The organism is Citrobacter sp. CF971 (genome assembly GCF_006385635.1).
Taxonomy (GTDB): domain Bacteria; phylum Pseudomonadota; class Gammaproteobacteria; order Enterobacterales; family Enterobacteriaceae; genus Citrobacter; species Citrobacter freundii.
Genome location: NZ_CP041051.1, coordinates 3,602,288 through 3,625,959, shown reverse-complemented (window position 1 = coordinate 3,625,959; position 23,672 = coordinate 3,602,288). Strand labels below are relative to the sequence as shown.

Sequence of the window (23,672 nt, the reverse complement as noted above, 5' to 3'; positions counted from 1 at the left end):
AAGTCTGGTGAGTATGCCATACGTTGTTGCCCGAATGCTTAAACGACATTTTCTTCATCGCGTCATCCTCGCAAGCCTGCCGTGCCTGGCACTGGTTGGTTGCGTCCCGAACGCGGTGAATCATATTATCGGCGATCCTTCGCAGGAGAAAATTCCGCCTAATCAACTGGCGGACTACCTTGCAACCGACTGTACGGATATCTGGTCGCTGTCTGGCCAGTCCACAGATACCAACCCGTTGTACTGGCTGCGGGCGATGGACTGTGCCGATCGCATGATGCCGGTACAGGCGCGCAGTGAAGCCAGTGCTCAGCTCACGGATACCTGGCAGGGCGCTTTCAAACGCGGGATCCTGCTTGATAACGCCCGCATTACCCCGCCTGAACGGCGAGAGGCAGTTACGCGTCTCGACGCGTTAAGCCCACAAATTCCAAGTCAGGTTCGACCGCTTTATCAGGCCTGGTTCCGTAATCAAATGTTGCAGTTACAGCTTGCCGAAGAGCGCCTGCGCTACAGTAAGCTCCAGCAGTCGTCAGATAGCGATCTCGATACGCTGCGTCAACAGCAACAACATTTGCAGTCCCAGCTCGATCTCACGACCCGCAAGCTGGAGAATCTGACCGATATTGAGCGCCAGCTTTCAACGCGCAAACCCGCCGGTAACTACAATCCTGATGCGCCGCACGGGAACGATAAACTCACTACGCCTGATAACGAAGAAGGCGCAGCGCCGTCTGCCGATGAGGTTACGCCATGATAAGCCGTAAGCCCGCACATCTGCTGCTGGTGGATGACGATCCGGGCCTGTTGAAATTACTTGGAATGCGGCTGACCAGCGAAGGCTACAGCGTCGTGACCGCGGAAAGTGGGCAGGAAGGGTTACGGGTACTGAACCGTGAAAAAGTGGATCTGGTTATCAGCGATCTGCGCATGGATGAAATGGACGGCATGCAGCTGTTTACTGAAATCCAGAAAGTGCAGCCGGGCATGCCGGTGATTATCCTGACCGCTCACGGCTCCATCCCGGACGCCGTTGCGGCGACCCAGCAAGGGGTGTTCAGTTTTCTCACTAAGCCAGTCGACAAGGACGCGTTATATCACGCGATTGACGGGGCGCTGGAACAGTCTGCGCCTGCTACTGATGACAGTTGGCGTGAGTCCATTGTCACCCGCAGCCCGCTGATGCTACGTCTGCTGGAACAGGCGCGAATGGTGGCGCAATCGGATGTTAGTGTCTTGATCAACGGCCAAAGCGGAACCGGGAAAGAAGTTTTCGCCCAGGCTATTCACAACGCCAGCCCGCGCAGTCACAAGCCCTTTATTGCCATTAACTGTGGCGCGTTGCCGGAACAACTGCTGGAGTCTGAACTGTTTGGTCATGCGCGCGGCGCTTTTACCGGCGCGGTGAGTAATCGTGAAGGGCTGTTTCAGGCCGCTGAAGGCGGCACGCTTTTTCTCGATGAGATTGGCGATATGCCTGCGCCGTTACAGGTGAAACTGCTGCGCGTATTGCAGGAACGAAAAGTCAGACCGTTGGGCAGTAACCGCGATATCGACATTGATGTGCGGATCGTTTCTGCGACCCACCGCGATTTACCCAAAGCGATGGCTCGGGGCGAATTTCGCGAGGATTTGTACTATCGCCTCAACGTGGTGAGCCTGAAGATCCCTGCGCTGGCCGAGCGTACGGAAGATATTCCGCTGCTGGCGAACCATCTGCTGCGCCAGTCTGCTGAACGGCACAAACCGTTCGTACGCGCCTTTTCAACCGATGCCATGAAGCGGTTAATGACCGCCAGCTGGCCGGGCAATGTGCGTCAGCTGGTCAACGTAATTGAGCAGTGCGTGGCGTTGACCTCTTCGCCAGTGATCAGCGACGCGCTGGTGGAGCAGGCGCTGGAAGGGGAAAACACCGCGCTGCCGACATTTGTTGAGGCGCGTAACCAGTTTGAGCTCAACTATCTGCGTAAGCTGCTGCAAATCACCAAGGGCAATGTGACTCACGCGGCAAGAATGGCGGGGCGCAATCGCACCGAATTCTATAAGTTGCTTTCTCGACACGAGCTGGATGCAAACGATTTCAAAGAATAAATCTGCGGATTATGTTAGCTTTATTCGATCAAAAGACAGGCGACCTTTTCAAGGAATAGCATGAAAAAGATTGATGCGATTATTAAACCCTTCAAGCTGGACGACGTCCGCGAAGCGCTGGCAGAAGTCGGTATCACCGGGATGACGGTAACGGAAGTGAAAGGCTTTGGCCGTCAGAAAGGCCATACCGAGCTGTACCGTGGCGCGGAATATATGGTGGATTTTCTGCCGAAGGTAAAAATTGAAATTGTGGTTACCGACGACATCGTCGATACCTGCGTCGACACCATTATCCGTACTGCCCAGACCGGCAAGATCGGCGATGGTAAGATTTTTGTCTTCGACGTGGCTCGCGTTATTCGTATTCGTACCGGTGAAGAAGACGACGCGGCAATCTAAGCCGCGCCGTTAATTTGTCGGCCTGATAAGCGTAGCGCATCAGGCCGAGTGATTGCCGGATGGCGGCGTAAGCGCCTTATCCGGCCTACTCGCATAATACATTACAAGACTTTATGCGGACCGAAGCATTCGTAATGAATGTTCTCGTTTTTCACGCCCAGGCCGACCAGCTGCTTCGCGGCGAACTGCATGAAACCAACCGGACCGCACAGATAAAACTGCATCGCCGGATCGCTGATTGCGCTTTCCAGTTTGTTCAAATCCATCAGACCTACGCTATCAAACGCACCTTTCGCGCGATCGGCTTCGGTTGGCTCACGATACCAGGTGTGTGCACTAAAGCGTGGCAGCGTTTTGCCGAGTTCATTTACTTCATCAGCGAAGGCATGTACATCGCCATTTTCTGCCGCGTGGAACCAGTTAACCTGCGCCGTATGCTTCGCTTTCGCCAACGTGTCCAGCATCGCCAGCATTGGGGTTTGTCCCACGCCCGCGGAGATCAGAGATACCGGGGTGTCGGTCGCGACGTCCATAAAGAAATCGCCCGCAGGTGCGGCCAGGTGAACAACGTCGCCAACATTCGCATGGTTGTGCAGCCAGGTGGAAACCTGACCACCGTCTTCACGCTTAACGGCAATACGATAGCCTTTGCCATCAGGTTTACGGGTCAGTGAGTACTGACGAATTTCCTGATGCGGGAAACCTTCCGGCTTTAACCAGACGCCCAGGTATTGTCCCGGATGATATTCAGCTACTGCGCCACCATCGACAGGTTCAAACTCAAAGCTGGTGATCAGTGCACTGCGTGGGGTTTTTGCCACGATGCGGAAAGGACGGGTACCTTCCCAGCCGCCATTTTTATTGGCATTTTCGCTGTAGATTTGCGCTTCACGGTTGATGAAAACGTTCGCCAGTACGCCATACGCTTTACCCCACGCATCCAGAACTTCCTGGCCTGGGCTGAACATCTCGTCCAGCGTTGCCAGCAAATGACCACCCACGATGTTGTACTGCTCTGGTTTAATCTGGAAACTGGTATGCTTTTGCGCGATTTTCTCAACCGCTGGCAACAGCGCCGCCAGGTTTTCGATATTGCTGGCATACGCGGCAATCGCGTTAAACAGCGCCTCGCGCTGATCGCCATTACGCTGGTTACTCATGTTGAAAATTTCTTTCAGCTCTGGGTTATGCGTAAACATGCGATCGTAGAAATGGGCGGTCAGCTTCGGACCTGTTTCAACCAGCAGGGGAATGGTGGCTTTCACTGTAGCGATGGTTTGTGCGTCAAGCATACGGTCTTCCTTTATCTGAGACTTTAATGATGTATGTCAAATACATCTTATAAAAAATACCCCTGCATTGTAAATGGTTCTTTGTAACTTTGCGTTGTAAAGGTTACATCGTGAAAAATCTGCATCACAAACCTGAAAAGAAATCCGTTGAAATTCAGCAGACCTTTGTTCTCCAAAGCCTTGCGTGCCGTGAAGGTAATCGTTTGCGTAAAATCCTTTGTCAAGACCTGTTATCGAAGAATGATTCGGTTATACTGTTGGCCGTCGTCCAACGGGACTGCCTTTTTAGGCCGAAATTCTATTGTTAGCTGAGTCAGGAGATGCGGATGTTAAAGCGTGAAATGAACATTGCCGATTATGATGCCGAACTGTGGCAGGCTATGGAGCAGGAAAAAGTACGTCAGGAAGAGCACATCGAACTGATCGCCTCCGAAAACTACACCAGCCCGCGTGTTATGCAGGCACAGGGTTCTCAGCTGACCAACAAATATGCTGAAGGTTATCCGGGCAAGCGCTACTACGGCGGTTGCGAGTACGTTGATATCGTTGAGCAACTGGCTATCGATCGTGCAAAAGAGCTGTTTGGCGCTGACTACGCTAACGTACAGCCGCACTCTGGTTCTCAGGCTAACTTCGCTGTTTACACCGCTCTGCTGCAACCGGGCGATACCGTTCTGGGTATGAACCTGGCACAAGGCGGCCACCTGACTCACGGCTCCCCGGTTAACTTCTCCGGCAAACTGTACAACATCATCCCTTACGGTATTGATGAGTCCGGCAAAATTGACTACGAAGACATGGCGAAGCAGGCCAAAGAGCACAAACCGAAGATGATCATCGGTGGCTTCTCTGCTTACTCCGGCGTTGTTGACTGGGCAAAAATGCGTGAAATCGCTGACAGCATCGGTGCATACCTGTTCGTCGATATGGCGCACGTTGCGGGTCTGATTGCCGCTGGTGTTTATCCGAACCCGGTTCCACATGCACACGTTGTGACCACCACCACCCACAAAACCCTGGCGGGTCCACGCGGTGGCCTGATCCTGGCGAAAGGCGGTGACGAAGAGCTGTACAAAAAACTGAACTCTGCTGTGTTCCCAAGCGCGCAGGGCGGCCCGCTGATGCACGTGATCGCAGCGAAAGCCGTGGCGCTGAAAGAAGCGATGGAGCCTGAGTTCAAGGTTTACCAGCAGCAGGTTGCTAAAAACGCCAAAGCGATGGTGGAAGTGTTCCTGAACCGTGGCTACAAAGTGGTTTCTGGCGGTACTGAAAACCACCTGTTCCTGCTGGATCTGGTTGATAAAAACCTGACCGGTAAAGAAGCTGATGCCGCGCTGGGCCGTGCTAACATCACCGTTAACAAAAACAGCGTACCGAACGATCCGAAGAGCCCGTTTGTGACTTCCGGTATCCGTATCGGTTCTCCGGCAATCACTCGCCGTGGCTTCAAGGAAGCGGAAGCGAAAGAGCTGGCTGGCTGGATGTGTGACGTGCTGGACAACATCAATGACGAAGCCGTAATCGAGCGCGTCAAAGGTAAAGTTCTGGATATCTGCGCACGCTTCCCGGTTTACGCGTAAGCCATACTGATTGCTGGATGGCGGTGTAAACACCTTATCCGGCCTACAGGTAACTCACATGTAGGCCGGATAAAAGAAGTGCCATCCGGCAGTTATATTGACTTAAGCAAGATTGTTTCATCGACTAAAGCCGCCATTGGTGGCTTTTTCTTTGCCTGAATCCATTTTCTCAATAAACGTATTTCTCGGCCCTGATTCAACGTTACTGCGCCGACAATCACGCCATCCTGAAGGTTAAACCATATTGCTTTATGCGCATCTGAATTGCCGCGTATGAACCAGCTTTCTCCCTGCATTTCGCCAACAAATTGTAGGTTGTCATTAAATTGGTCGGTCCAGAACCAGCCAGGTGTCTTCTCCGGCAACGGCAGATTTAGCATTGCGGCGGCAGCAATCTGCGCCTGGAAGTTAGCATTTTCCCAGCTTTCTACCCGGCGCAGTGAACCGTCCGGTTGGCGAGTGAGCGCTACGTCACCGGCGGCGAAAATGTCCGGATCGGAGGTGGTGCAGGCGCTATCAACGATAATGCCGTTCGCCGTCTCCAGCCCCGCTTCGCGGGCCAGCGCATCATTGGCCACGATACCGATGCCGTAAACCATCGCATCGGCCAGCAGCGTCTCGCCGTTTTGCAGGGTGAGCGAGAGACACTCTCTCGCTTCGGCGTGTTCAATGGCGCTGTTGAGTAACACCCGCACGCCCGCCTGCTGGTGGCGGGCAAGCAGGTAGTCGCGCACCGGAGCAGGCGCGTTACGGCCCATGACCGTTGGTGCCAGCTCCACCACTGTCACCTGACAGCCTCGTTGAGTCGCGCTGGCCGCCAGTTCCAGACCAATGGTGCCCGCACCGACAATGACAATCGACTTACCCGGCAACAAAGTGTCGCGCAGGCGCTCGGCATCAGCGGCATGACGCAGAGTAAAGCATCGATCGCCCAGCTTATCTAACAGCGGAAGGGGGCGTGCCGCAGCGCCCGTCGCAATCAGTAGCCGATCCCACGGATAACTCTGCCCATCAGCCAGCACCAACTGATGCGTTTGGCGGCCGAGCGTCTGTACAGTAACACCCAGATGCAGCTGTACGTTGTGTTCCCGCCACCAGTCAGCGGGGAGTATCGGCTGAAGTTGCGGATTGTCGTCCAGCAGCATCGCTTTGGAGAGCGGTGGACGTTCATAGGGCAGATGCTGCTCATCGGAAAACAGGTGTAATTCGCCGTTAAATCCCTGCTGGCGCAGTGCGGCAGCAGCCATAGCAGCAGCCTGGCCGCCGCCGACGATAGCGATAGTTTTTTGGTTCATAACGCCTCCTCAGAGATCCAGTCCGGCGGCAACGTGACGAATACCGCGAATACCCAGACCGGCGTCGGCATTGATCATTACGCCACTTAATGTGCGGTTGTTGCGTTTTGACGCCAGCATCACATACGGACCGGTAAAATCCGCAGGCTCAGGGAAAAACTGTAGCGGCAAAATAGCGGCGATTTTTTCTGGCGTCAGCGACTGCATAATCGATGTATCGTTTTGTCCCAACGCTTGCGGGCCGCGTAGATCTGTCGCCATACCGCACGGACCGACACCGTTAACACGTACCTTTGGCGCCAGCTCGTAGGCCAACTGGCGAATCAGCCCGGTAGCCGCATGTTTAGAGGCGGTATACAGAGGGCCGCCGCCGCCGGGATACCATGACGCATTGGACAAGGTAAAGATGATGCTGCCTTCGCTGGCGATAAGTGCGGGGGCACAGGCTTTCGCCCCCAGCAGATAACCCAGCACGTTGACGTTAAACAGCTCATGAAAGCCGCTCTCCAGTACGTCTGCAGGCGTATTGACCAGCGAGGCGTTGTGATCCCATATGCCCGCATTACCGATAAAACAGTCCAGCTTGCCAAACGCTGTGAGGATTTGATCCACCGCGCGCTGATAGTCGGCGTAGCAGGTGACGTTGCCTTCGATTGCCAGTACATGTTCGCCAAAGCGCTGACGCAGACTGGCAACTTTAGCTGGCGACAGTTCCAGCGTGGCGACCTGCGCACCTTCTTCGATGAAACGCTCGACCAGCGCCAGGCCAAGGCCGGAGCCGCCGCCAGTGATAAAGACCACGTTATCGCGTAAATCGCTCATCTGGCGTCCTCCGGAATATCAACAAACACATCGCTACCGTCCACATATACTGCGTAGGTGGTTAGCGGATCGGTGGCGGGTAAACACAACGCCTTGCCGGTTTTCAGGCAGAAGCTGGCGGCATGCAGTGGGCATTCCACCGTAGCGTCTTCTTCCAGATAACCTTCCGACATCGAGGCGTTACCGTGGCTACAGCGATCGTTAATGGCATAGAACTCGCCGCCAACATTGAACAGCGCGATGACGGGCGAGGTATCAAGCCGGAGCGCTTCACCCTCCGGCAAATCCCCTACAGGGCAGGCAAATACACGGCTCATCAGAACAGTACACTCAGGTTATGGGAGGTGATCACCGCTTGATCCAGCACGATCTCCCGCGCCAGTAAGCGCCACTCATCGCCGGGCAAATGACGGACTTTGTCCACGCGCGTGCCGACGTAAAAGGTTTCATCGCGCTCTTTTTGCGCGCGATACAGCAGATAGTTGAGGCGCACGGCGAACACGTCGGGCACGTCGGTTTCGCTGATTTGTAAGTTACTAATCAGATGACGGGTACGCGACGGCGGTTCTTCCGCCCAGGCCATGCCGGTTTCCAGCCGCGCGATGCGGCGCTCAAGCTGGTCTTTGTTGTCGTTGAAAATCCAGGTGGTCGGCGGCTGCACGCCTTTGCGGCGGTCGCGCGTCTGGGCGTTGACCGTGGTACGCATGGTGTAGCGAATGTCGTCATCCAGCTGCGCCAGCCAGTCGCGAAACTGCCAGTCGTCGAGCATACGCGCTTCTTCATACAGAAACTGGCTGATGCGATGATGCAGTTCGAGAGAAACTAAAGTGCTCATTTCATCACCTCCTGCTGGTAGGCGGCGGTTTTCTCGTGCACTTCCTGCCAGCTTTCGCTGCTGAGCAAATCGGCCCAGCGTTGGTACATGCCACGCGCGGCGGTTTCAGAAAAGATGTAGTTGGTGATCCCCGGAATGCCGTCTTCACGACGTTTCTCCTGGCCAAGCCCCATTTCCAGACACAATTTCGTGTTGCGTGCGCGATGACCTTTCAGCAGTTTTTGAATTTCACACCAGTTTTCCGAGTCGTCCTGCTCCAGGAACCCGGCGGGGCCAAAAGCCCGCGTGGCGCTGTTTTCAAACGCGGCTTTCACTTCATCAGAGGCGGCTTTGTCGGTAATACAGAACGCCCACACCTCAACCTGATCCGGCCCACGCGGGTGCCAGACGCGCAGCGTGGCGGTACCGTTGAGCCAGGAAAGCGTGGGGAAAATGTTGTTGTGACCGGCCAGACGCAGGGCGCGAACCTTGCCCAAGCGTTGTTCGGCTTCCGCGTAGGTGTCGCGGTAGTAGCTGGAGACCTCACCATCGACCCAGACGTTGGCATCAGGATTCTCAGTAAAGAAAAATCCGCTGCCGTGCCCATCCTGACCGAACTGTAGCGCGTCTTTGGCGGTTTCCCACACCGGGCGGGCGGTCTGACCATCGCCGAGGCGCTTATCGCTACCGTCGTCTTTCGCCCCCAGCACCTGCACCGCAGAGGCATGGCTGAACAGCGCGTGATACTGGTCGCTGGCAAACTGTTCGGCGGGGAATTTCCAGTTACAATCGATGGTCCACTTCTGGACGCCACCGACGATTTCGGTGCCGCCTTCACGACGATCGAGTACGCCGTCGAGATACCAGGCGATGTCGCCGAGATAATCGCCAAGCGCAGGCGCGGAGGTATCCCAGTTACCGAAAATCAGTCCCTTGTAGCTCTCTACGCCAGGCACTTCGTTCAGCCCCCAGTGCGATTTGCATAAACCTTGCGGATAAGCGCGCGGCTCCAGCGGGACGTCGATCAGCTCGCCGTTAATACCGTAAGACCAGCCGTGATACGGGCAGGTGAAGGCGCGGGTATTGCCGCAGTCGGCGTAGCTGACGCGCATCGCACGGTGGCGACACTGGTTGAGAAACGCTTTGATGCTGCCGTCTTTCTGGCGAACCACCACCACCGCATCCTCGCCCATGTAGGTGTTAAAAAAATCACCGGGTTTAGGGATTTGGCTTTCGTGGGCGAGAAATAGCCAGCAGCGTCCGAAGATGCGTTCCAGCTCCAGTTGGTAAATTTCAGGGTCGGTATAAATTCGTGGGGTTACGCGACCGTTTTGCGTGTCGATCAGTTGGTAGATGTCTAAATTTGAGGGTGTGGTCATATTTTTTAATCCTGAAAGCTAAGATGTATTGACCTTCTTTTTTTGTACCCTAAGGATGTTGCTGGTTAGTTATCAATCTGTGAAATAGTAAATTTCTACCAGTTGAGACATTTTTTCGATAACAAGGAGAAGGGCATGGAACTGAGGCACTTACGCTATTTCGTAGCAGTGGCGCAGGCGCTGAATTTCACCCGAGCGGCAGAAAAGCTGCATACCTCTCAGCCGTCATTAAGCAGCCAGATCCGCGATCTTGAAACCTGCGTGGGCGTTCCGTTGCTGGTGCGGGATAAACGAAAAGTTGCGCTGACGGCGGCCGGTGAGTGCTTTTTACAGGATGCGCTGGCGATCCTCGAACAGGCGGAAAACGCCAAAGTTCGTGCCCGTAGAACGGTGCAGGAAGATAATCATTTCTCCATTGGCTTTGTCCCTTCTGCAGAGGTCAATCTGTTGCCGAAGGTGCTGCCTTTGTTTCGTTTGAAGCAACCGGATACGCACATTGAACTGGTGAGTCTGATCACCACCGAGCAGGAAGAGAAGATCCTCAGCGGAGAGCTGGACGTTGGCTTAATGCGCCATCCGGTGTACAGCCCGGATCTGGACTATCTGGAGCTGATTCATGAGCCGTTGGTAGTTGTGTTACCGGTGAATCATCCGTTAGCTGATGAGCAGGCAATCTCCGCAGAACAACTACACGGCGTGAATTTTGTCAGCACCGATCCGGCCTATTCCGGCGCGTTAGCGATGATTGTCAAAAACTGGTTTCAGCAGCAAAAAAGCCAGCCTAACATTGTGCAAGTGGCAACCAACATTCTGGTGACCATGAACCTGGTCGGCATGGGGTTGGGGGTGACTTTGATACCCGGTTATATGAATAATTTTAATACCGGACAGGTGGTTTTTCGGCCAATTATTGGTGATGTCCCAACCATCGCGTTGCTGATGGCGTGGAAAAAAGGATCGCTCAAACCGGCACTGACCGATTTTATCGCCACGGTACATGAACGTTTGGCCGTGAGTCTGACGATGTAATGGTTACAACTCGCTGAGCTGTGACTCGACATACAGATAGCCAATTCCCATGAGTTGCTGGGCACGATTGAGCTGGCCGAAGCTTATCTGAGTCGCTCTGGCGCGCGGGTTATCACCGTGATCAAACGGGTTAAACCCGGTTTGCTGCACCAAGGTATTGAGCCAGCTATCGCCAAAAGCACAGCTACGACCGTACAACCATATCTGATTAATATTCAGTATATTCAGAAAGTTATATAAACTAAGCCCAATGGCGTTGGCTGCATGCTCGGCCCAGGCCTGAATACGAACATCACCGTTCTGCCAGGCAGTAATAAGCTGGTCGGTGGTGAGCGTTTCCGGATCGTAAAGGGACGTCGGCTGCGATTTCATCCACACGCGGGCCTGTTTTTTTAACGCGCTCAATGACGCCACCGTTTCCAGACAGCCATAGCGACCGCAGTCACAGGCAATTCCATCGGGATGAACGATGGTGTGTCCAATCTGGCCGCTGCCATACAGACTACCGCGCCAGATATTGTCGTTAATCACAAACGATGAGCCGATACCGTAATCAACGTTAATCACGCAAAAATCACCGTTAGCCGCTGGGTTTTGCCATTTTTCGGCCAGCGCCAGCATCACGCAGTCATTGTCCAGGCGGACCTGTACGCCGAGCATCTCTTCCAGCAGATATTTTATTTCTACCGGTGTTTTCCACGGGGCCTGGGGCATGGTTTTTGATGCGCCGGTGATCGGATCAACCTGGCCGTGAACGCCGAGCGCCAGATTAATCGTGACCTCGGGAAATTGTCGACGGTATTCCCGCCAGTGTGCAGCCAGGGCTGACAGCAGCGCTTTGGGGGTTTCCGGCTTAATGACCTCATGACGCCAGTCGCCGATGGCAACCAGCCGTGCGTCCGCCAGTTGGCTGGTGATACTGGTAGGGGTGACGTTGATACATAGCGTCCATGCGCCTTTTTCTGGCAAATGATAGCTGCCGCTGCTCAAACCGCGCTGGCTTAAGGTTTTTCGCGAATGACTGATTCTCCCCTCATCCATCAGCTCTTCGAGGATATTGCTGACCGCCGGGATCGACAGGCCGGTGAGCTGCGCCAGCTGTGACTTGCTGAGCTGCTTTTCCCGCCACAGGTGCGACAAAAAGATCTGCTTATTCGCCTGACGAACCCTGGCGTTGTTGAACCCCGAACGCTGCATTCACTTAACTCCCTTAACTATATTGCGTGAGCGTTGCGCATTTTAGCGCCACTTAACTGCCGCAGAATAGCATCAAGTTGAATTTTTACTTTTGCTTATTGAGTGGAGAGCGGCATGTACGGTTCAGTTAAAGTCTGGCAAGAAACGATAACCCTCCCAACGTGGACGGCGGGTGAAGAAGATGCCAACCCAATGTTTCTGGAAAAGCGGGTTTACCAGGGATCTTCTGGCGCGGTGTATCCGTATGGCGTGATTGATACGCTGACTGGCAAACGTGAAATGCGCGACTATCAGGCGGTGTGGATGGAGAATGACTTCATTCGCGTCATGCTGTTGCCGGAGTTAGGCGGGCGTATTCATCGAGCGTATGACAAAGTTCAGCAGCGCGATTTTGTCTACTACAACGAAGTGGTGAAGCCCGCTCTGGTTGGTTTGCTTGGGCCGTGGATCTCTGGTGGCATTGAATTTAACTGGCCGCAGCATCATCGCCCAACCACTTTTATGCCAGTCGATTTTACGCAGCAGCAGGGTGAGCATGGCGAATATACCGTATGGATGGGTGAGGTAGAACCTATGCGCGGTTTACAGGTGATGACCGGATTTACGCTGTATCCGGATCGCGCCCTGATCGAGATAACCGGGAAGGTGTTTAACGGTAACGCTACGCCGCGCCATTTTTTATGGTGGGCGAATCCAGCGGTGAAGGGCGGCGACGATCACCAGAGCGTGTTTCCGCCGGATGTGACCGCAGTATTTGACCACGGTAAGCGTGATGTTTCTGCGTTTCCTATCGCCACCGGCACATACTATAAAGTGGACTACTCGGCTGGCGTGGATATCTCGCGCTACAAAAACGTGCCGGTACCGACCTCCTACATGGCTGAAAAATCAGATTATGATTTTGTTGGCGCATGGCATCACGGTGAGCGAGGCGGGCTGCTACATGTGGCTGACCACCACGTTTCGCCAGGGAAAAAACAGTGGACCTGGGGCTATGGCGACTTTGGCGTTGCCTGGGATCGTAACCTTACCGATGACAACGGTCCTTATATTGAACTGATGACCGGGGTCTTTACTGACAACCAGCCGGATTTCACCTGGCTTGCGCCGTACGAAGAGAAAGTCTTCGTACAAAACTTCCTGCCCTACAGCGAACTGGGCATGGTGCAAAACGCCAGTACGCAGTTGGCGCTTCGTCTGGTACGTGAGAGTAACCAGCTTTCTGTGGGCGTTTATGCCATTGCGCCGCTGCACGACGTGCAGATTACGCTTTCTGCCGATGGACAACCGTTCTATGAGCATACGCTGACCCTGGAGCCCGGACAAAGCTGGCTGGCTGATGTGTCTGACGATAACCATGCGCGGGTAACGATGACTGTCACTGGCGCCGATGGCATTACGCTTTTGCAGTACGAAGAGCACATCGAGCAAGAGTTACCACTGCCATCGGCGGCCGTCGCGCCAGCGCTGCCAGAAGCGCTTTCTAATACCGATGAACTCTATTTTATTGGTCAGCATCTGGAGCAGTACAACCATGCCAGCCGCTATGCCGAAGATTATTATCGCCGCGCGCTGGACGTTGATCCGCTGGACTACCGCAATAATGTGGCCCTGGGGACGCTGGCGCTAAACCGCGCGGACTGGGCGCTGGCGGCACAATGTGCCGGCAAGGCGCTGGAGCGGGCGCATAAGCTCAATAAAAATCCGCGTGATGGCGAGGCGAGTATGCTGCTGGCCGCCGCACAGGAACGTCAGGGCGATGATGACAGCGCGTGGGATAATTATTATAAGGCCAGCTGGAGCGGCAACTGCCGGGATGCGGCTTTCTGGTCGTTAGCGCGTCTGGCGATGAAGCGTCAGGACTACGCTGGCGCATTGGAAAAGGTGGAGCAGAGCCTGCGCTTTAACGGTAGTAATAACCTGGCGATGGGGCTGAAAGCGCTGGCGCTGGCAAAGCTTGATCGCAATGCGCAAGCGCTGGACTACATTCGCCAACAGCTGGTGGATTATCCGCTGAGCTATACCCTGCATTATGCACGCTGGGCAATCTGCCAGGACGAAGCGACAGCGCTTGCGCTGATCTCGATTACCGGGCGTCGCGGGACCAACGCGTGTGAACTGGCAGGCTGGCTGACTTCTTTGGGGCAAAAGGATGCTGCCCGTGGCGTGCTGGAACTGCTTGACAGCCAGGAAACGCTGCCGATGCTGTGGCGCGCCTCGCTGAGCGATAATCCACAATCCTTCATTGAACGTGCTCGTGAGTGTCTGCAAAACCGCGTGCGTTTCCCCAATACGCTGGATGAAGTGCAGATGCTGCAAACTCTTGAGCAATGCGCTTTTGCCCGCTATTTACTCGGCTGTTTCTGGTACAGCAAACGGCGTTATGCCGAGGCGGTTTCCTGCTGGCAGTTCACGCTTGCGCAGGAAGCGGATTTCGCTCCGGCGCATCGTTTACTGGGGATTTACGCCTGGAACAAACTGCACGATGCGCAGCAGGCGAAACAGTATCTGTCGCAAGCCGTGGCGCTAGAGCCGCAAAATGCCCGCTTCCTGTTTGAACTCGACTATCTCAACAAGCTGATGGCACAACCGGCTGAACAGCGTCTGCAGCGGCTGGAAGCCAGCAAAGAGATTGTCTTCCAGCGTGATGATCTGACGGTGGAACTGCTCAGCTTGTGGAATGGGTTGGGGCGCTATGACGATGCCACCGCAGTATTACGTGAGCGGGTGTTCCATCCGTGGGAAGGCGGTGAAGGTAAAGCCACCGGGCAATATCTGCTTAATCAATTACATCGTGCGCTGGCTGCCGTGCAGTCCGGCGACCCGCAAACTGCTATTACGCAACTGCAACAGGCGCTGCACTATCCGCAAAACCTCGGAGAAGGCCGTTTGCCAGGGCAAACGGATAACGACATCTGGTATTTGCTGGGGTATTGCGCGCAGCTGCAAGGCCATTTCGAAGAATCTCAGCGCTACTTCTCCCGTGCGACGCGCGGCGGAAGCTCACTGGATGCCGGACGTTACTATAACGACCAGCCAGTGGACTATCTCTTCTGGCAGGGTATGGCGCAGAGAAAACTTGGCGATGATGCAGAGGCGGACGCTCTGTTCAATAGCTTCCTGCAATGGGTTGAGTCGCATCACGACAACGTGCCGGATGTCGATTTCTTTGCCGTATCGCTACCCGACCTGGTGGTGCTGGATACCTCAGCACAAGCAAAACACCAGCAACACTGCCTGTTTATCAATGCGCTCGGGCATCTGGGGCTAGGAAATAGCGCCGCCTGTCAGCGTGAACTTGATGAACTCCTGCAACTCAATCCGGCACATGACAAGGCATTACTGCTGCGTCACGCCATTAACGTAAGGCTTTTCCAGTAATACCCGAAACGGGTGGGGGATAACCTCACCCGAAAACTACTGTACCCTGCGTTTCCCTGAAAGAGGAATCATAATGAATAACGCGCAGACACATTTAAAGATTGGTTATGTCTGGACTATCTGCCTGGTTGCGGCCTGCGGAGGTTTACTGTTTGGCTATGACTGGGTGGTGATCGGCGGGGCAAAACCCTTCTATGAAGCATATTTCTCGATTACCGATCCGGCGCAATCCGGCTGGGCGATGAGTTCCGCGCTGGTTGGTTGTATCTTTGGCGCACTGATTTCCGGCTGGTGCGCCGATAAATTTGGCCGAAAAATGCCGCTGATTCTCTCAGCTATCCTGTTTAGCGCTTCTGCCTGGGGAACTGCCGTCGCCAGCAATTTCGACATGTTTATTGTCTATCGCATTGTGGGCGGCGTGGGGATTGGTCTGGCGTCTGCGCTAAGTCCGCTGTATATCGCCGAGGTCAGCCCCGCTGAAAAGCGAGGTCGCTTTGTTGCCGTTAACCAGCTCACCATCGTCATTGGCGTGCTGGCGGCGCAGCTTATCAACCTGATGATTGCCGAACCTGTTGCCACAGGCGCTACGCAGCAGGCAATTGTTGAAAGCTGGAACGGTCAGACAGGCTGGCGCTGGATGTTTGGTGCTGAATTAGTGCCTGCGGTAATTTTCCTGGTGCTGATGTTCTTTGTACCTGAATCGCCGCGCTGGCTGGTGAAAGCGGGCAAAGCCGATCGTGCGCGTGCCATGCTGCAGCGCATTGGTTCGGCGGAATATGCCGGGCAAACGCTGAAAGAGATTGAACATACGCTGCAAAAAGATAATCACAAGGTCGCGTGGTCAACGCTGTTACAACCGCAGATCAAACCGATCGTGATTATTGGCATGGTGCTGGCAGTGTTCCAGCAGTGGTGTGGGATCAACGTTATTTTCAACTATGCGCAGGAGATCTTCGCCTCTGCCGGATTCGACATCAACGGTACGTTAAAATCGATCGTGGCGACAGGGATCATCAATTTGGTCTTTACCCTTGCCGCTCTGCCGTTAGTGGACAAAATTGGCCGTCGTAAACTGATGCTGTTCGGCGCGTCAGGATTGACGGTTATCTACGTACTGATTGCCGGGGCGTACGGGTTGGGCATTATGGGCTGGCCGGTTCTGGTTCTGGTGCTGGCGGCAATCGCGATTTATGCTCTGACGCTGGCGCCGGTGACCTGGGTGCTGCTATCAGAAATTTTTCCCAACCGCGTGCGCGGGCTGGCAATGTCGCTGGGGACGCTGGCGCTGTGGATTGCTTGTTTCCTGCTGACCTATACCTTCCCGCTGCTCAATGCGAGTCTGGGCGCGTCGGGAAGCTTCCTGCTGTACGGTGTGATTTGCGCGATGGGCTTCATCTATGTTCTGCGTAATGTACCGGAAACCAAAGGCGTGACGCTGGAAGCGCTGGAAGAACAGCTGGCGGCGCAGCATACAAAAGTTGGTGCATCAACCCAACCGCGAAGCGCCCGCTAATGGATGGTCTGCTGACGCTACAAAACGCACATCTGCGGATGTGCGTCGATCCGCAGGGCGGTTCTCTATTAAGCCTGGTTTCGTTACAACATCAACAGGCCATTTTACGCGAAGGTCATGGTCAGCGGCCTGGTGATTGCGGCCTGTTCCCGATGCTGCCGGTCGCGAATCGGGTGGCGGGAAATCGTTTTATGCTGCGCGGTGAAGAGGTGGTTTTACCTCAGCATGGCGCAGACGACACTTTCTTCCTGCACGGTGACGGCTGGCTGCAACGCTGGCAGATTATTACCGCTACCCAAAGCGGCTGTTTGCTGCAGTTGCGCAGTTGGCACCCCTGCGGCTACGACTATACGGCGCGGCTTTGTTATCAACTGGAAACCTCAAGCCTGCACGCCTCGTTGACGCTCACCCATTGCGGTGAGCAGCCAATGATTTACGGCTGTGGGTTCCATCCATTTTTCGCCTTTGATAAGCGCAGCACGGCGCAGTTCACCGCCGGCGGTTACTGGCCGGAGGGGGAACAGCATCTGCCGCTGGAATGGCAACGCGATATCCCTGCAGTGGCGGATTTCAAGCATGCGCAATACGGTGAGGATAGCTGGCTGAATGTCGGATATTCTGGCTGGAGCGGGCGGGCTGTTATTCAGCGAGATGTGATGAAAGTCACGATTTTAGCGCAAACTCCGTGGTTGATGCTGTTCAGAATGTCGGGTGAGGAGTTCCTGTGCCTGGAGCCGCAAACGCATCCGGTGAATGCCCACAACATGCAGGGGCAGCCGGGATTGCAGGTTTTAGCGCAGGGAGAACGCTGCCATTTTGCGATGCAAATTAGCGTCGAATAGGGCAAAAATCATGTTATCTGCCTGTTAATGCTCTCTTGCGCCAGCCTGCGTTTGTCGCCAGACTATCGCCTCCAAACGGGAGGGATTCATGGCTTTGCATTCCACGCGCTGGCTGGCGCTCGGTTATTTCACCTACTTCTTTAGCTATGGTATCTTTCTGCCTTTCTGGAGCGTCTGGCTCGAAGGGTTAGGGCTGACGCCGGAAACCATCGGTTTACTGCTGGGCGCGGGGCTGATTGCCCGTTTTCTCGGTAGCTTGCTGATTGCACCGCGTGTGAGCGATCCCTCTCGGCTGATCTCAGCGTTACGTATTCTGGCCTTATTGACGTTGGTGTTTGCGCTGGCCTTCTGGGCGGGGACCAACGTGGCGTGGCTGATGGTGGTGATGGTCGGCTTTAACCTGTTTTTCTCGCCGCTGGTGCCGCTGACCGACGCACTGGCCAACACCTGGCAAAAACAGATAACCATGGATTACGGTCGGGTGCGACTGTGGGGATCCGTGGCCTTTGTGATCGGCTCTGCGTTGACCGGCAAACTGGTGAGCCTGTTCGACTATCGGGTGATCCTGGTCCTGTTATCGCTTGGCGCCGCCTCAATGCTGCTGGGCATGATGATTCGCCCGAGCGTGCAACCAGCGGGTGAAAACCGTCAGCAGGAGAGCGCAGGATGGCCCGCCTGGCGCGCGCTAATAACCCAAAGCTGGCGTTTTCTGGCCTGCGTGAGTCTGCTGCAGGGCGCACATGCAGCTTATTACGGTTTCAGCGCCATTTACTGGCAGTCTGCCGGGTATTCCGCTTCGGCGGTGGGCTATTTATGGTCATTAGGCGTGGTGGCGGAAGTGATTATTTTTGCGCTCAGCCACAAGCTGTTCCGCCGCTTTAGCGCTCGCGATCTTCTGCTGCTTTCCGCCGTTTGCGGCGTGGCGCGTTGGGGGCTGATGGGCTGGAGCACAGAGCTGCCATGGCTGATTGTGGTGCAAATCCTGCATTGCGGAACGTTTACCGTCTGCCACCTGGCGGCGATGCGTTACATTGCTGCGCGACAGGGCAGTGAAGTGATTCGTCTCCAGGCGGTATATTCTGCGGTGGCGATGGGCGGCAGTATCGCCATCATGACCGTTTTCGCCGGCTATCTGTACCAGAACCTGGGCAGCGGCGTATTCTGGGTGATGGCGCTGGTGGCGCTCCCGGCAATTGTTCTGCGCCCGAAAGTGGTGGCGCAGCCTGCGACGTTATGATTCAAGGATTTTGCGGATCTGCTGCTGCTGGTGAGACGTAAGCGCCAGATCCGCATGAATCAGCGGGGGAGAAAACAGCGGTAGCGGCGTGGTGTACGGTGTAATAATCAGCGTTACGCCACGCGGCGCTCCCTCTTTTTGAAAGTCCTGCATCGGCATATGCTTTACGTTGAGCGGCAGCAGCGTCAGTTCGCGCAGCTGTTGCTCTATATGCGCTTCAAGTTGTTCGTTACTACCGGTCAGCAGGATAATCTGCTTTTCGTGCAAATCCTTCTCCTGCATCAGCCAGGCGCCGAAAATAACGGCGACCAGGCCGATCTCTTCTTCTGAAAACTGGACATCGTATTCCGCTTCAAAGCCGTGAATCGCCTCGCGGGTAGTTCGAACCAGCCGGGGATAAAGTCGGCTGAACTCCTCCGGTAGTGTGTTATCAATGCCGATGGCAAACACGCTGCGGTTCAGTGCCTGGGCCAGGTGGATATACAACTGGTCATTCAGCCCTTGCTCGTCGCTGAAGCGCACGTTGCCATACTCGCGAAAACGCAACACCAGCCGCGCAATAGCAAGGCGCAGGCGGCGATCCTGCTGGTGATTATCGCGGATCGGGTCGGGGATGCGGATCATTGAGAATAACAACGCCATAAACAGCGATTCGCCCAGCGGCGCACTTTGCATGACGTGGCGCTGCCAGTGGCGGCCAATTTCCTCGGCGAGCGGATACTCAGCGCAGGATTGTGCCCACCGTTGCTGGAGTGGATTAAACTCCGGGGTGATCCCCGCGTGGTGCTGTAGCAGACAATATTGTAAATACAAGCGCAGGAACTGGATGTCACGACACTCAAACGGCTTCTGTAAGCGCCGGGAGCACAGATTGATGAGCGCATGCAGATTGGTGTCGTCATACAGCGTACGTGCGATACCTTGTTGTTTAAGAGCAATTTTTAAAGTGGGCGTGAAATGCTGAGCGATAAAAGTAGGGCAAATCCGCAGGCCACGGCGCAGCCACTGCAACAGACACAGACGCTGATTTAGCGGGGTTCCTTCGATCGCATAGCCACCATTCTGCGCGGTGGCTATCGTGAGCCGGTGATAGCGCTGGATTTCGAGCCCTGCGCCAATAATATCTTCCTGAACCGTGGCATCATCGACACCATTGAGGCTGCTGAAGGTTTGTGTAGTCGCGATTTGCCCTGGCAGGAAAAGCGTCAGCAGAACCTGGCAACGGCGCTGGGGAGCGGAAAGTACAGATGGCGGAGCAAGCGTTGACATCATCTGTAGGGTCTCCCGTAAGTATGTTTGATAAGAATAGCTAAAGTTTGCTCATAGATTTGAGGAATGGAATGCTTTCCACCAGGAATGCTGGAGAGCGTCACAGAATTTTTAACGTGCGGAACAGATAGCGGGAGTGGAACGCAGCGCGTTAATCCGCTTTTTCACTGTTTTATCTTTTTGTTGAGATATAAAAAAATGCCAGAGGGGGGAATGCTGGCGGAGGGAGGTATGAACATGCTATCGCAGAGAAGTGAAAAACCTAAAGTGAACGTAGCAATACGACGGAGGCAACAGATTCATTACCTCCGTAACAGCTGTCTGGCGTTACTTCTCACGACTCAACGTTAATCCCACATCGCCGCCCGGATGTACCGCCAGCAGCGTTTCCTTTGAGTAGCCGCTTTCGCTCATCAGACAGGCACAGGCGGCGTCAAAGATAGCCAGCACCAGTAAAATAGAGGTGGTAGCCAACATGTTCAGCGGGTCGGCCTCTCGCTGAACGCCTGTGGAAATCACTAGCTTCGATGCTTTCGCGATGGCCGAATCCGCGTTTTCAGTCACGCTCAGTATGGGCACATTCCTCGCAGCCAGTCCGGGCAGCAGCCGGGTGAGCTCGTCCGAATTACCCCCGCGTGACAGCATAATCACCAGGTCGTCGGCGCGTAAAAAACCGAGATCGCCATGCGCTGCATCCGTCGCGTTGAGGTAAATCGCTGGACGTTCCACGCAGGCAAGCATATGCGCGACTTTACGCGCAGCAATGCCAGAGGTGCCGACGCCGGTGACGACGATTTTGCCCTGACAACCGCGCAGCTCCGCCATCAGCGACTGCCAGACAGGTTCAGTCAGATGCTGCCCCAGACCCGCCAGGGCATCGCTATAGAGCTGGAATACGCCGCTGGCCTGAGACCAGGAGTTACTCATGCGTCCTCCTGCATCAACTGGCGGTATTTCATATGATCCTGATACATCTCGTGGAATACCCGATATTTGCGATCGTAGTACTGCTTAATGCGATTAGTCTGCGGGGTAACCGTTTTACCAATCCGGCTCATCGCTGACATTGCTTCCGGGAAGGTATCGAACACGCCCGCGGCGATAGTTCCCATCATGGCGCCACCCAGCAGCATGGCTTCGCTCTCTTCAGGCAGCAGCATCGCACAGCCGGTGGCGTTGGCATGCTCCTGAACGAAGATCGGGTTTTTCGTCCCGCCGCCGCTGGCCATAATGGTATCGATGGTGTAGCCGCTTTGATTCATCGTTTCAATGATATGACGGGTTCCCAGCGCAATGGCCTGGATGGTCGCGAGGTACTGTAACGCCATATCTTCCGGCGTGCGCGACAGCTTCAGTCCGGTGATAGCGCCTGTGAGCGTTGGGTTGGCGCGAGGTGAACGGTTGCCGTGGAAATAGGGCAGGATGTGCATGTCACGGGTTAAAAATGCGATATCTTCCGGCTCACCGGCCATTTTACGCAGCAGCGCATTCAGCACTTCATAAATGGTCTGCCCTTGAGATTTCGCCTGGGTCAACAAGGTTTCGTAACAAGGATGCGACTGAATAACGTGGTCGATTAACGCCCCGGTTGCCGACTGTCCACCTTCGTTAAGCCAGTATTCTGGCAGCACTGCTGAGTAGTAAGGACCCCAAACGCCGCCGATAAAACGCGGCTCTTTGGAAATCGCCATGTGTCCGGTAGAGGTGCCGCCAATCAGCGCGACGCGGCGGTCAAAATCCGCCACCTCGCCAGAGACACCGCTCGCGCCGAGCGTGCCGAGCGTACCGGCGTGGGCATCGATGATCGAGACGCTGACAGCGGTCCCCGGAATCAGCCCCATTTCGCTGGCGGCGCGCGGAGAAAGACCATGACCGAGCGGTTCGCCCATGGTTTTCACGTAGCGACCAATTTTGGCAGCATCATGTTCCAGCAAGTCTTCCAGCCCAATCTGGCGGAAATAGCTGTCATCCCATTTGTCTTCATGGCCCATATAGGTCCATTTACACACCGTCGAGCACAGTGAGCGCGTGTCATCGCCCGTTGCGCGCCAGGTCAGGAAATCGGGCAGGTCAAAGTAGTATCCCGCATTGGCCCAGGTGTTGGGCATATGTTGCTTCAACCACAGCAGTTTGGGCGTTTGCATTTCCGGGGAGATAATACCGCCAACGTAGTCCAGCACCCGATGATGCAGGGCGTTAATGCGCTCAGCCTGAGTAATGGCGCGGTGATCCATCCACACAATGATATTCTGTTCGCTGCGCCCGGACGGACTAATGGTCAGCGGTTTACCTTCTTTATCCAACACCACCAGTGAACAGGTCGCGTCAAAGCCCAGACCTTTCACCTGAATAGGGTTGATATCCGACTGGTTAATCGCATCGCGAACCGCGTTACACACTGCCTGCCAGATGTTATCGGAAGACTGCTCAACAAAATCGGCCTGCGGGCGGTAAATCTCGATGGCCCGACTGGCCTGGCCGACCATTCTGCCGTTGAGATCAAACACGCCAGCACGGGCGCTACCGGTTCCGACATCCACACCAATAAAGTAACTTGCCATAATTTTTTCTCCTGAAATCAGGCTTTACGATTCTGTAATGCGATAAAGAGGATCAGCACCGCGCCCCACAGCGCCATCGTCAGATAGCTGCTGACCCCCAGCAAGTTAAGGCCGCTTTCCAGCATTTGCAGCACAATCAGCGCCAGTACCAGGCCGATAATGCGTCCGAAGCCGCCATCCGGATTGATGCCGCCGAGTACGGAGGCAAGGATGGTGACCAGCAGGTAGGACTCACCGTATCCGGCTTTTGCCGAGTTGAATTTCGCCATCATCAGAATGGCGGCGACCCAGCCGAGCAGAGCTGAAATCACGTACACGGAAATTTGTACCCGTACGGTATTAACACCACTGTAGCGGGTAGCCTGTTCATTGGAGCCGACGAGATAAAGACTGCGCCCCAGCGTGGTGTGCTCCAGCAGTACCCATAGCAGGATTGCCACCAGGAAAAAGAGCAACAGCGCCACCGGAATACCCGCAATCGTGGCGTTGCCAAGGTACTGAATGGCGGTCGGGAAACCCGAAATCACCGTCCCGTTGGAGAGCAGAATATTCAGCCCGGAGATAAGTGTCATCGTGCCGAGGGTGGCGAGAATCGGTGAGACGCCGACCCAGGCAATCAGCGCGCCGTTGAGCGTACCGATAGCCACCGCCACGGCTGCGCCTGCCAGCAGCGCCAGCACCAGAAACAGCGGGTTATCCGGATGGGTAACGATAATCGCTGCCATTACCAGCGAGCAGGCGTTCGCCCCGGCAATAATTGACAGGTTAATGCCGCCGGTCAGCATGGTCATACCCATCCCGAGGGCCAGCATGCCGAGGATCGGTAACTGTGAGCCTATCGACTGGAAGTTAGCGACGCTAAAAAAACGGCTGCCGAGCAGGGCTGAGAAAACCAGGGCGACGACCACAATAATGACGCATTGCAGACGAATGATGGCATCACCGGGTAAAAATCTGGCGATTGTTTTCAT

The 23,672-nt window shown here is 55.0% G+C and carries 20 protein-coding genes; 9 read left to right on the top strand and 11 right to left on the bottom strand.

What is annotated here, in order from left to right; translation table 11 throughout:
• Positions 1 to 13: 13 nt before the first annotated feature.
• From qseG to glnB, 3 genes are read left to right on the top strand one after another with little or no spacing between them, the layout of a single operon-like run.
• The gene (qseG, locus tag E6P06_RS21135) at positions 14 to 757 is read left to right on the top strand and encodes a two-component system QseEF-associated lipoprotein QseG (RefSeq protein WP_139935687.1); all 744 of its coding nucleotides are present in this window, start codon (positions 14 to 16) and stop codon (positions 755 to 757) included.
• Positions 757 to 2,091: a two-component system response regulator GlrR gene (gene glrR, locus E6P06_RS21130; protein ID WP_304502307.1), complete on the top strand. Its 1,335-nt coding sequence runs from the start codon at positions 757 to 759 to the stop codon at positions 2,089 to 2,091. The genes qseG and glrR overlap by 1 nt, the downstream gene beginning before the upstream one ends.
• 60 nt (positions 2,092 to 2,151) lie before the next feature.
• A complete protein-coding gene (gene glnB / locus E6P06_RS21125) occupies positions 2,152 to 2,490 on the top strand; it encodes a nitrogen regulatory protein P-II (protein WP_002914032.1) in 339 nt (112 codons plus the stop codon).
• Positions 2,491 to 2,591: 101 nt separating this feature from the next.
• On the opposite strand, the gene hmpA is transcribed toward glnB, so the two are convergent.
• A complete protein-coding gene (gene hmpA / locus E6P06_RS21120) occupies positions 2,592 to 3,782 on the bottom strand; it encodes an NO-inducible flavohemoprotein (protein WP_003037624.1) in 1,191 nt (396 codons plus the stop codon).
• A gap of 326 nt (positions 3,783 to 4,108) precedes the next feature.
• Between hmpA and glyA the strand changes: the two genes are divergently transcribed.
• Entirely contained in the window at positions 4,109 to 5,362 is a 1,254-nt protein-coding gene (gene glyA, locus E6P06_RS21115) for a serine hydroxymethyltransferase (protein ID WP_003037627.1), read from the top strand.
• Positions 5,363 to 5,454: 92 nt separating this feature from the next.
• On the opposite strand, the gene hcaD is transcribed toward glyA, so the two are convergent.
• Genes hcaD through hcaE form a run of 5 tightly spaced genes read right to left on the bottom strand, consistent with a single transcriptional unit; the run spans position 5,455 to position 9,672 of the window.
• A complete protein-coding gene (gene hcaD / locus E6P06_RS21110) occupies positions 5,455 to 6,657 on the bottom strand; it encodes a phenylpropionate dioxygenase ferredoxin reductase subunit (protein WP_139935686.1) in 1,203 nt (400 codons plus the stop codon).
• Positions 6,658 to 6,666: 9 nt separating this feature from the next.
• Positions 6,667 to 7,479, bottom strand: a complete 813-nt coding sequence (hcaB, locus tag E6P06_RS21105; protein WP_003838406.1) for a 3-phenylpropionate-dihydrodiol/cinnamic acid-dihydrodiol dehydrogenase — start codon at positions 7,477 to 7,479, stop codon at positions 6,667 to 6,669.
• A complete protein-coding gene (gene hcaC / locus E6P06_RS21100) occupies positions 7,476 to 7,796 on the bottom strand; it encodes a 3-phenylpropionate/cinnamic acid dioxygenase ferredoxin subunit (RefSeq protein ID WP_003838408.1) in 321 nt (106 codons plus the stop codon). The genes hcaB and hcaC overlap by 4 nt, the downstream gene beginning before the upstream one ends.
• Positions 7,796 to 8,314, bottom strand: coding sequence for a 3-phenylpropionate/cinnamic acid dioxygenase subunit beta (gene hcaF, locus E6P06_RS21095; RefSeq protein ID WP_003847085.1), 519 nt, complete (start codon positions 8,312 to 8,314; stop codon positions 7,796 to 7,798). The genes hcaC and hcaF overlap by 1 nt, the downstream gene beginning before the upstream one ends.
• Complete coding sequence (hcaE, locus tag E6P06_RS21090) at positions 8,311 to 9,672, bottom strand: 3-phenylpropionate/cinnamic acid dioxygenase subunit alpha (protein WP_003847087.1); 1,362 nt, start codon at positions 9,670 to 9,672, stop codon at positions 8,311 to 8,313. The genes hcaF and hcaE overlap by 4 nt, the downstream gene beginning before the upstream one ends.
• 135 nt (positions 9,673 to 9,807) lie before the next feature.
• Here hcaE and hcaR point away from each other — a divergent pair, with 135 nt between their 5' ends.
• Positions 9,808 to 10,701, top strand: a complete 894-nt coding sequence (gene hcaR, locus E6P06_RS21085; protein WP_003838415.1) for a DNA-binding transcriptional regulator HcaR — start codon at positions 9,808 to 9,810, stop codon at positions 10,699 to 10,701.
• Between the two features lie 3 nt (positions 10,702 to 10,704).
• Here the strand turns inward: hcaR and E6P06_RS21080 are convergent, their stop codons facing one another.
• Positions 10,705 to 11,898: an ROK family transcriptional regulator gene (locus E6P06_RS21080; RefSeq protein WP_044701981.1), complete on the bottom strand. Its 1,194-nt coding sequence runs from the start codon at positions 11,896 to 11,898 to the stop codon at positions 10,705 to 10,707.
• Between the two features lie 114 nt (positions 11,899 to 12,012).
• Between E6P06_RS21080 and E6P06_RS21075 the strand changes: the two genes are divergently transcribed.
• The 4 genes from E6P06_RS21075 to E6P06_RS21060 all read left to right on the top strand — a co-directional run bounded on the left by E6P06_RS21075 (position 12,013) and on the right by E6P06_RS21060 (position 18,871).
• A complete protein-coding gene (locus E6P06_RS21075) occupies positions 12,013 to 15,279 on the top strand; it encodes a DUF5107 domain-containing protein (protein ID WP_139935685.1) in 3,267 nt (1,088 codons plus the stop codon).
• 73 nt (positions 15,280 to 15,352) lie between these two features.
• Positions 15,353 to 16,792, top strand: a complete 1,440-nt coding sequence (locus E6P06_RS21070) for a sugar porter family MFS transporter (protein ID WP_003838420.1) — start codon at positions 15,353 to 15,355, stop codon at positions 16,790 to 16,792.
• Positions 16,792 to 17,634 (top strand): aldose 1-epimerase, encoded by an 843-nt coding sequence (locus E6P06_RS21065; RefSeq protein ID WP_057101991.1) that lies wholly within the window; start codon positions 16,792 to 16,794, stop codon positions 17,632 to 17,634. The genes E6P06_RS21070 and E6P06_RS21065 overlap by 1 nt, the downstream gene beginning before the upstream one ends.
• Positions 17,635 to 17,722: 88 nt before the next feature.
• Entirely contained in the window at positions 17,723 to 18,871 is a 1,149-nt protein-coding gene (locus E6P06_RS21060; protein ID WP_003037650.1) for a 3-phenylpropionate MFS transporter, read from the top strand.
• Here E6P06_RS21060 and csiE read toward each other — a convergent pair.
• The 4 genes from csiE to E6P06_RS21040 all read right to left on the bottom strand — a co-directional run bounded on the left by csiE (position 18,866) and on the right by E6P06_RS21040 (position 23,672).
• On the bottom strand, positions 18,866 to 20,143 hold the full coding sequence (gene csiE, locus E6P06_RS21055; protein ID WP_003037652.1) for a stationary phase inducible protein CsiE: 1,278 nt from the start codon (positions 20,141 to 20,143) through the stop codon (positions 18,866 to 18,868). The genes E6P06_RS21060 and csiE overlap by 6 nt on opposite strands.
• Positions 20,144 to 20,467: 324 nt before the next feature.
• Positions 20,468 to 21,067, bottom strand: coding sequence for an SIS domain-containing protein (locus E6P06_RS21050; protein WP_003838425.1), 600 nt, complete (start codon positions 21,065 to 21,067; stop codon positions 20,468 to 20,470).
• Positions 21,064 to 22,701 carry an FGGY-family carbohydrate kinase gene (locus tag E6P06_RS21045; RefSeq protein ID WP_046670152.1) on the bottom strand — a complete coding sequence of 546 codons (1,638 nt, stop codon included), beginning with the start codon at positions 22,699 to 22,701 and terminating at the stop codon, positions 21,064 to 21,066. The genes E6P06_RS21050 and E6P06_RS21045 overlap by 4 nt, the downstream gene beginning before the upstream one ends.
• 17 nt (positions 22,702 to 22,718) lie before the next feature.
• Positions 22,719 to 23,672: an ABC transporter permease gene (locus tag E6P06_RS21040; protein WP_003037658.1), complete on the bottom strand. Its 954-nt coding sequence runs from the start codon at positions 23,670 to 23,672 to the stop codon at positions 22,719 to 22,721.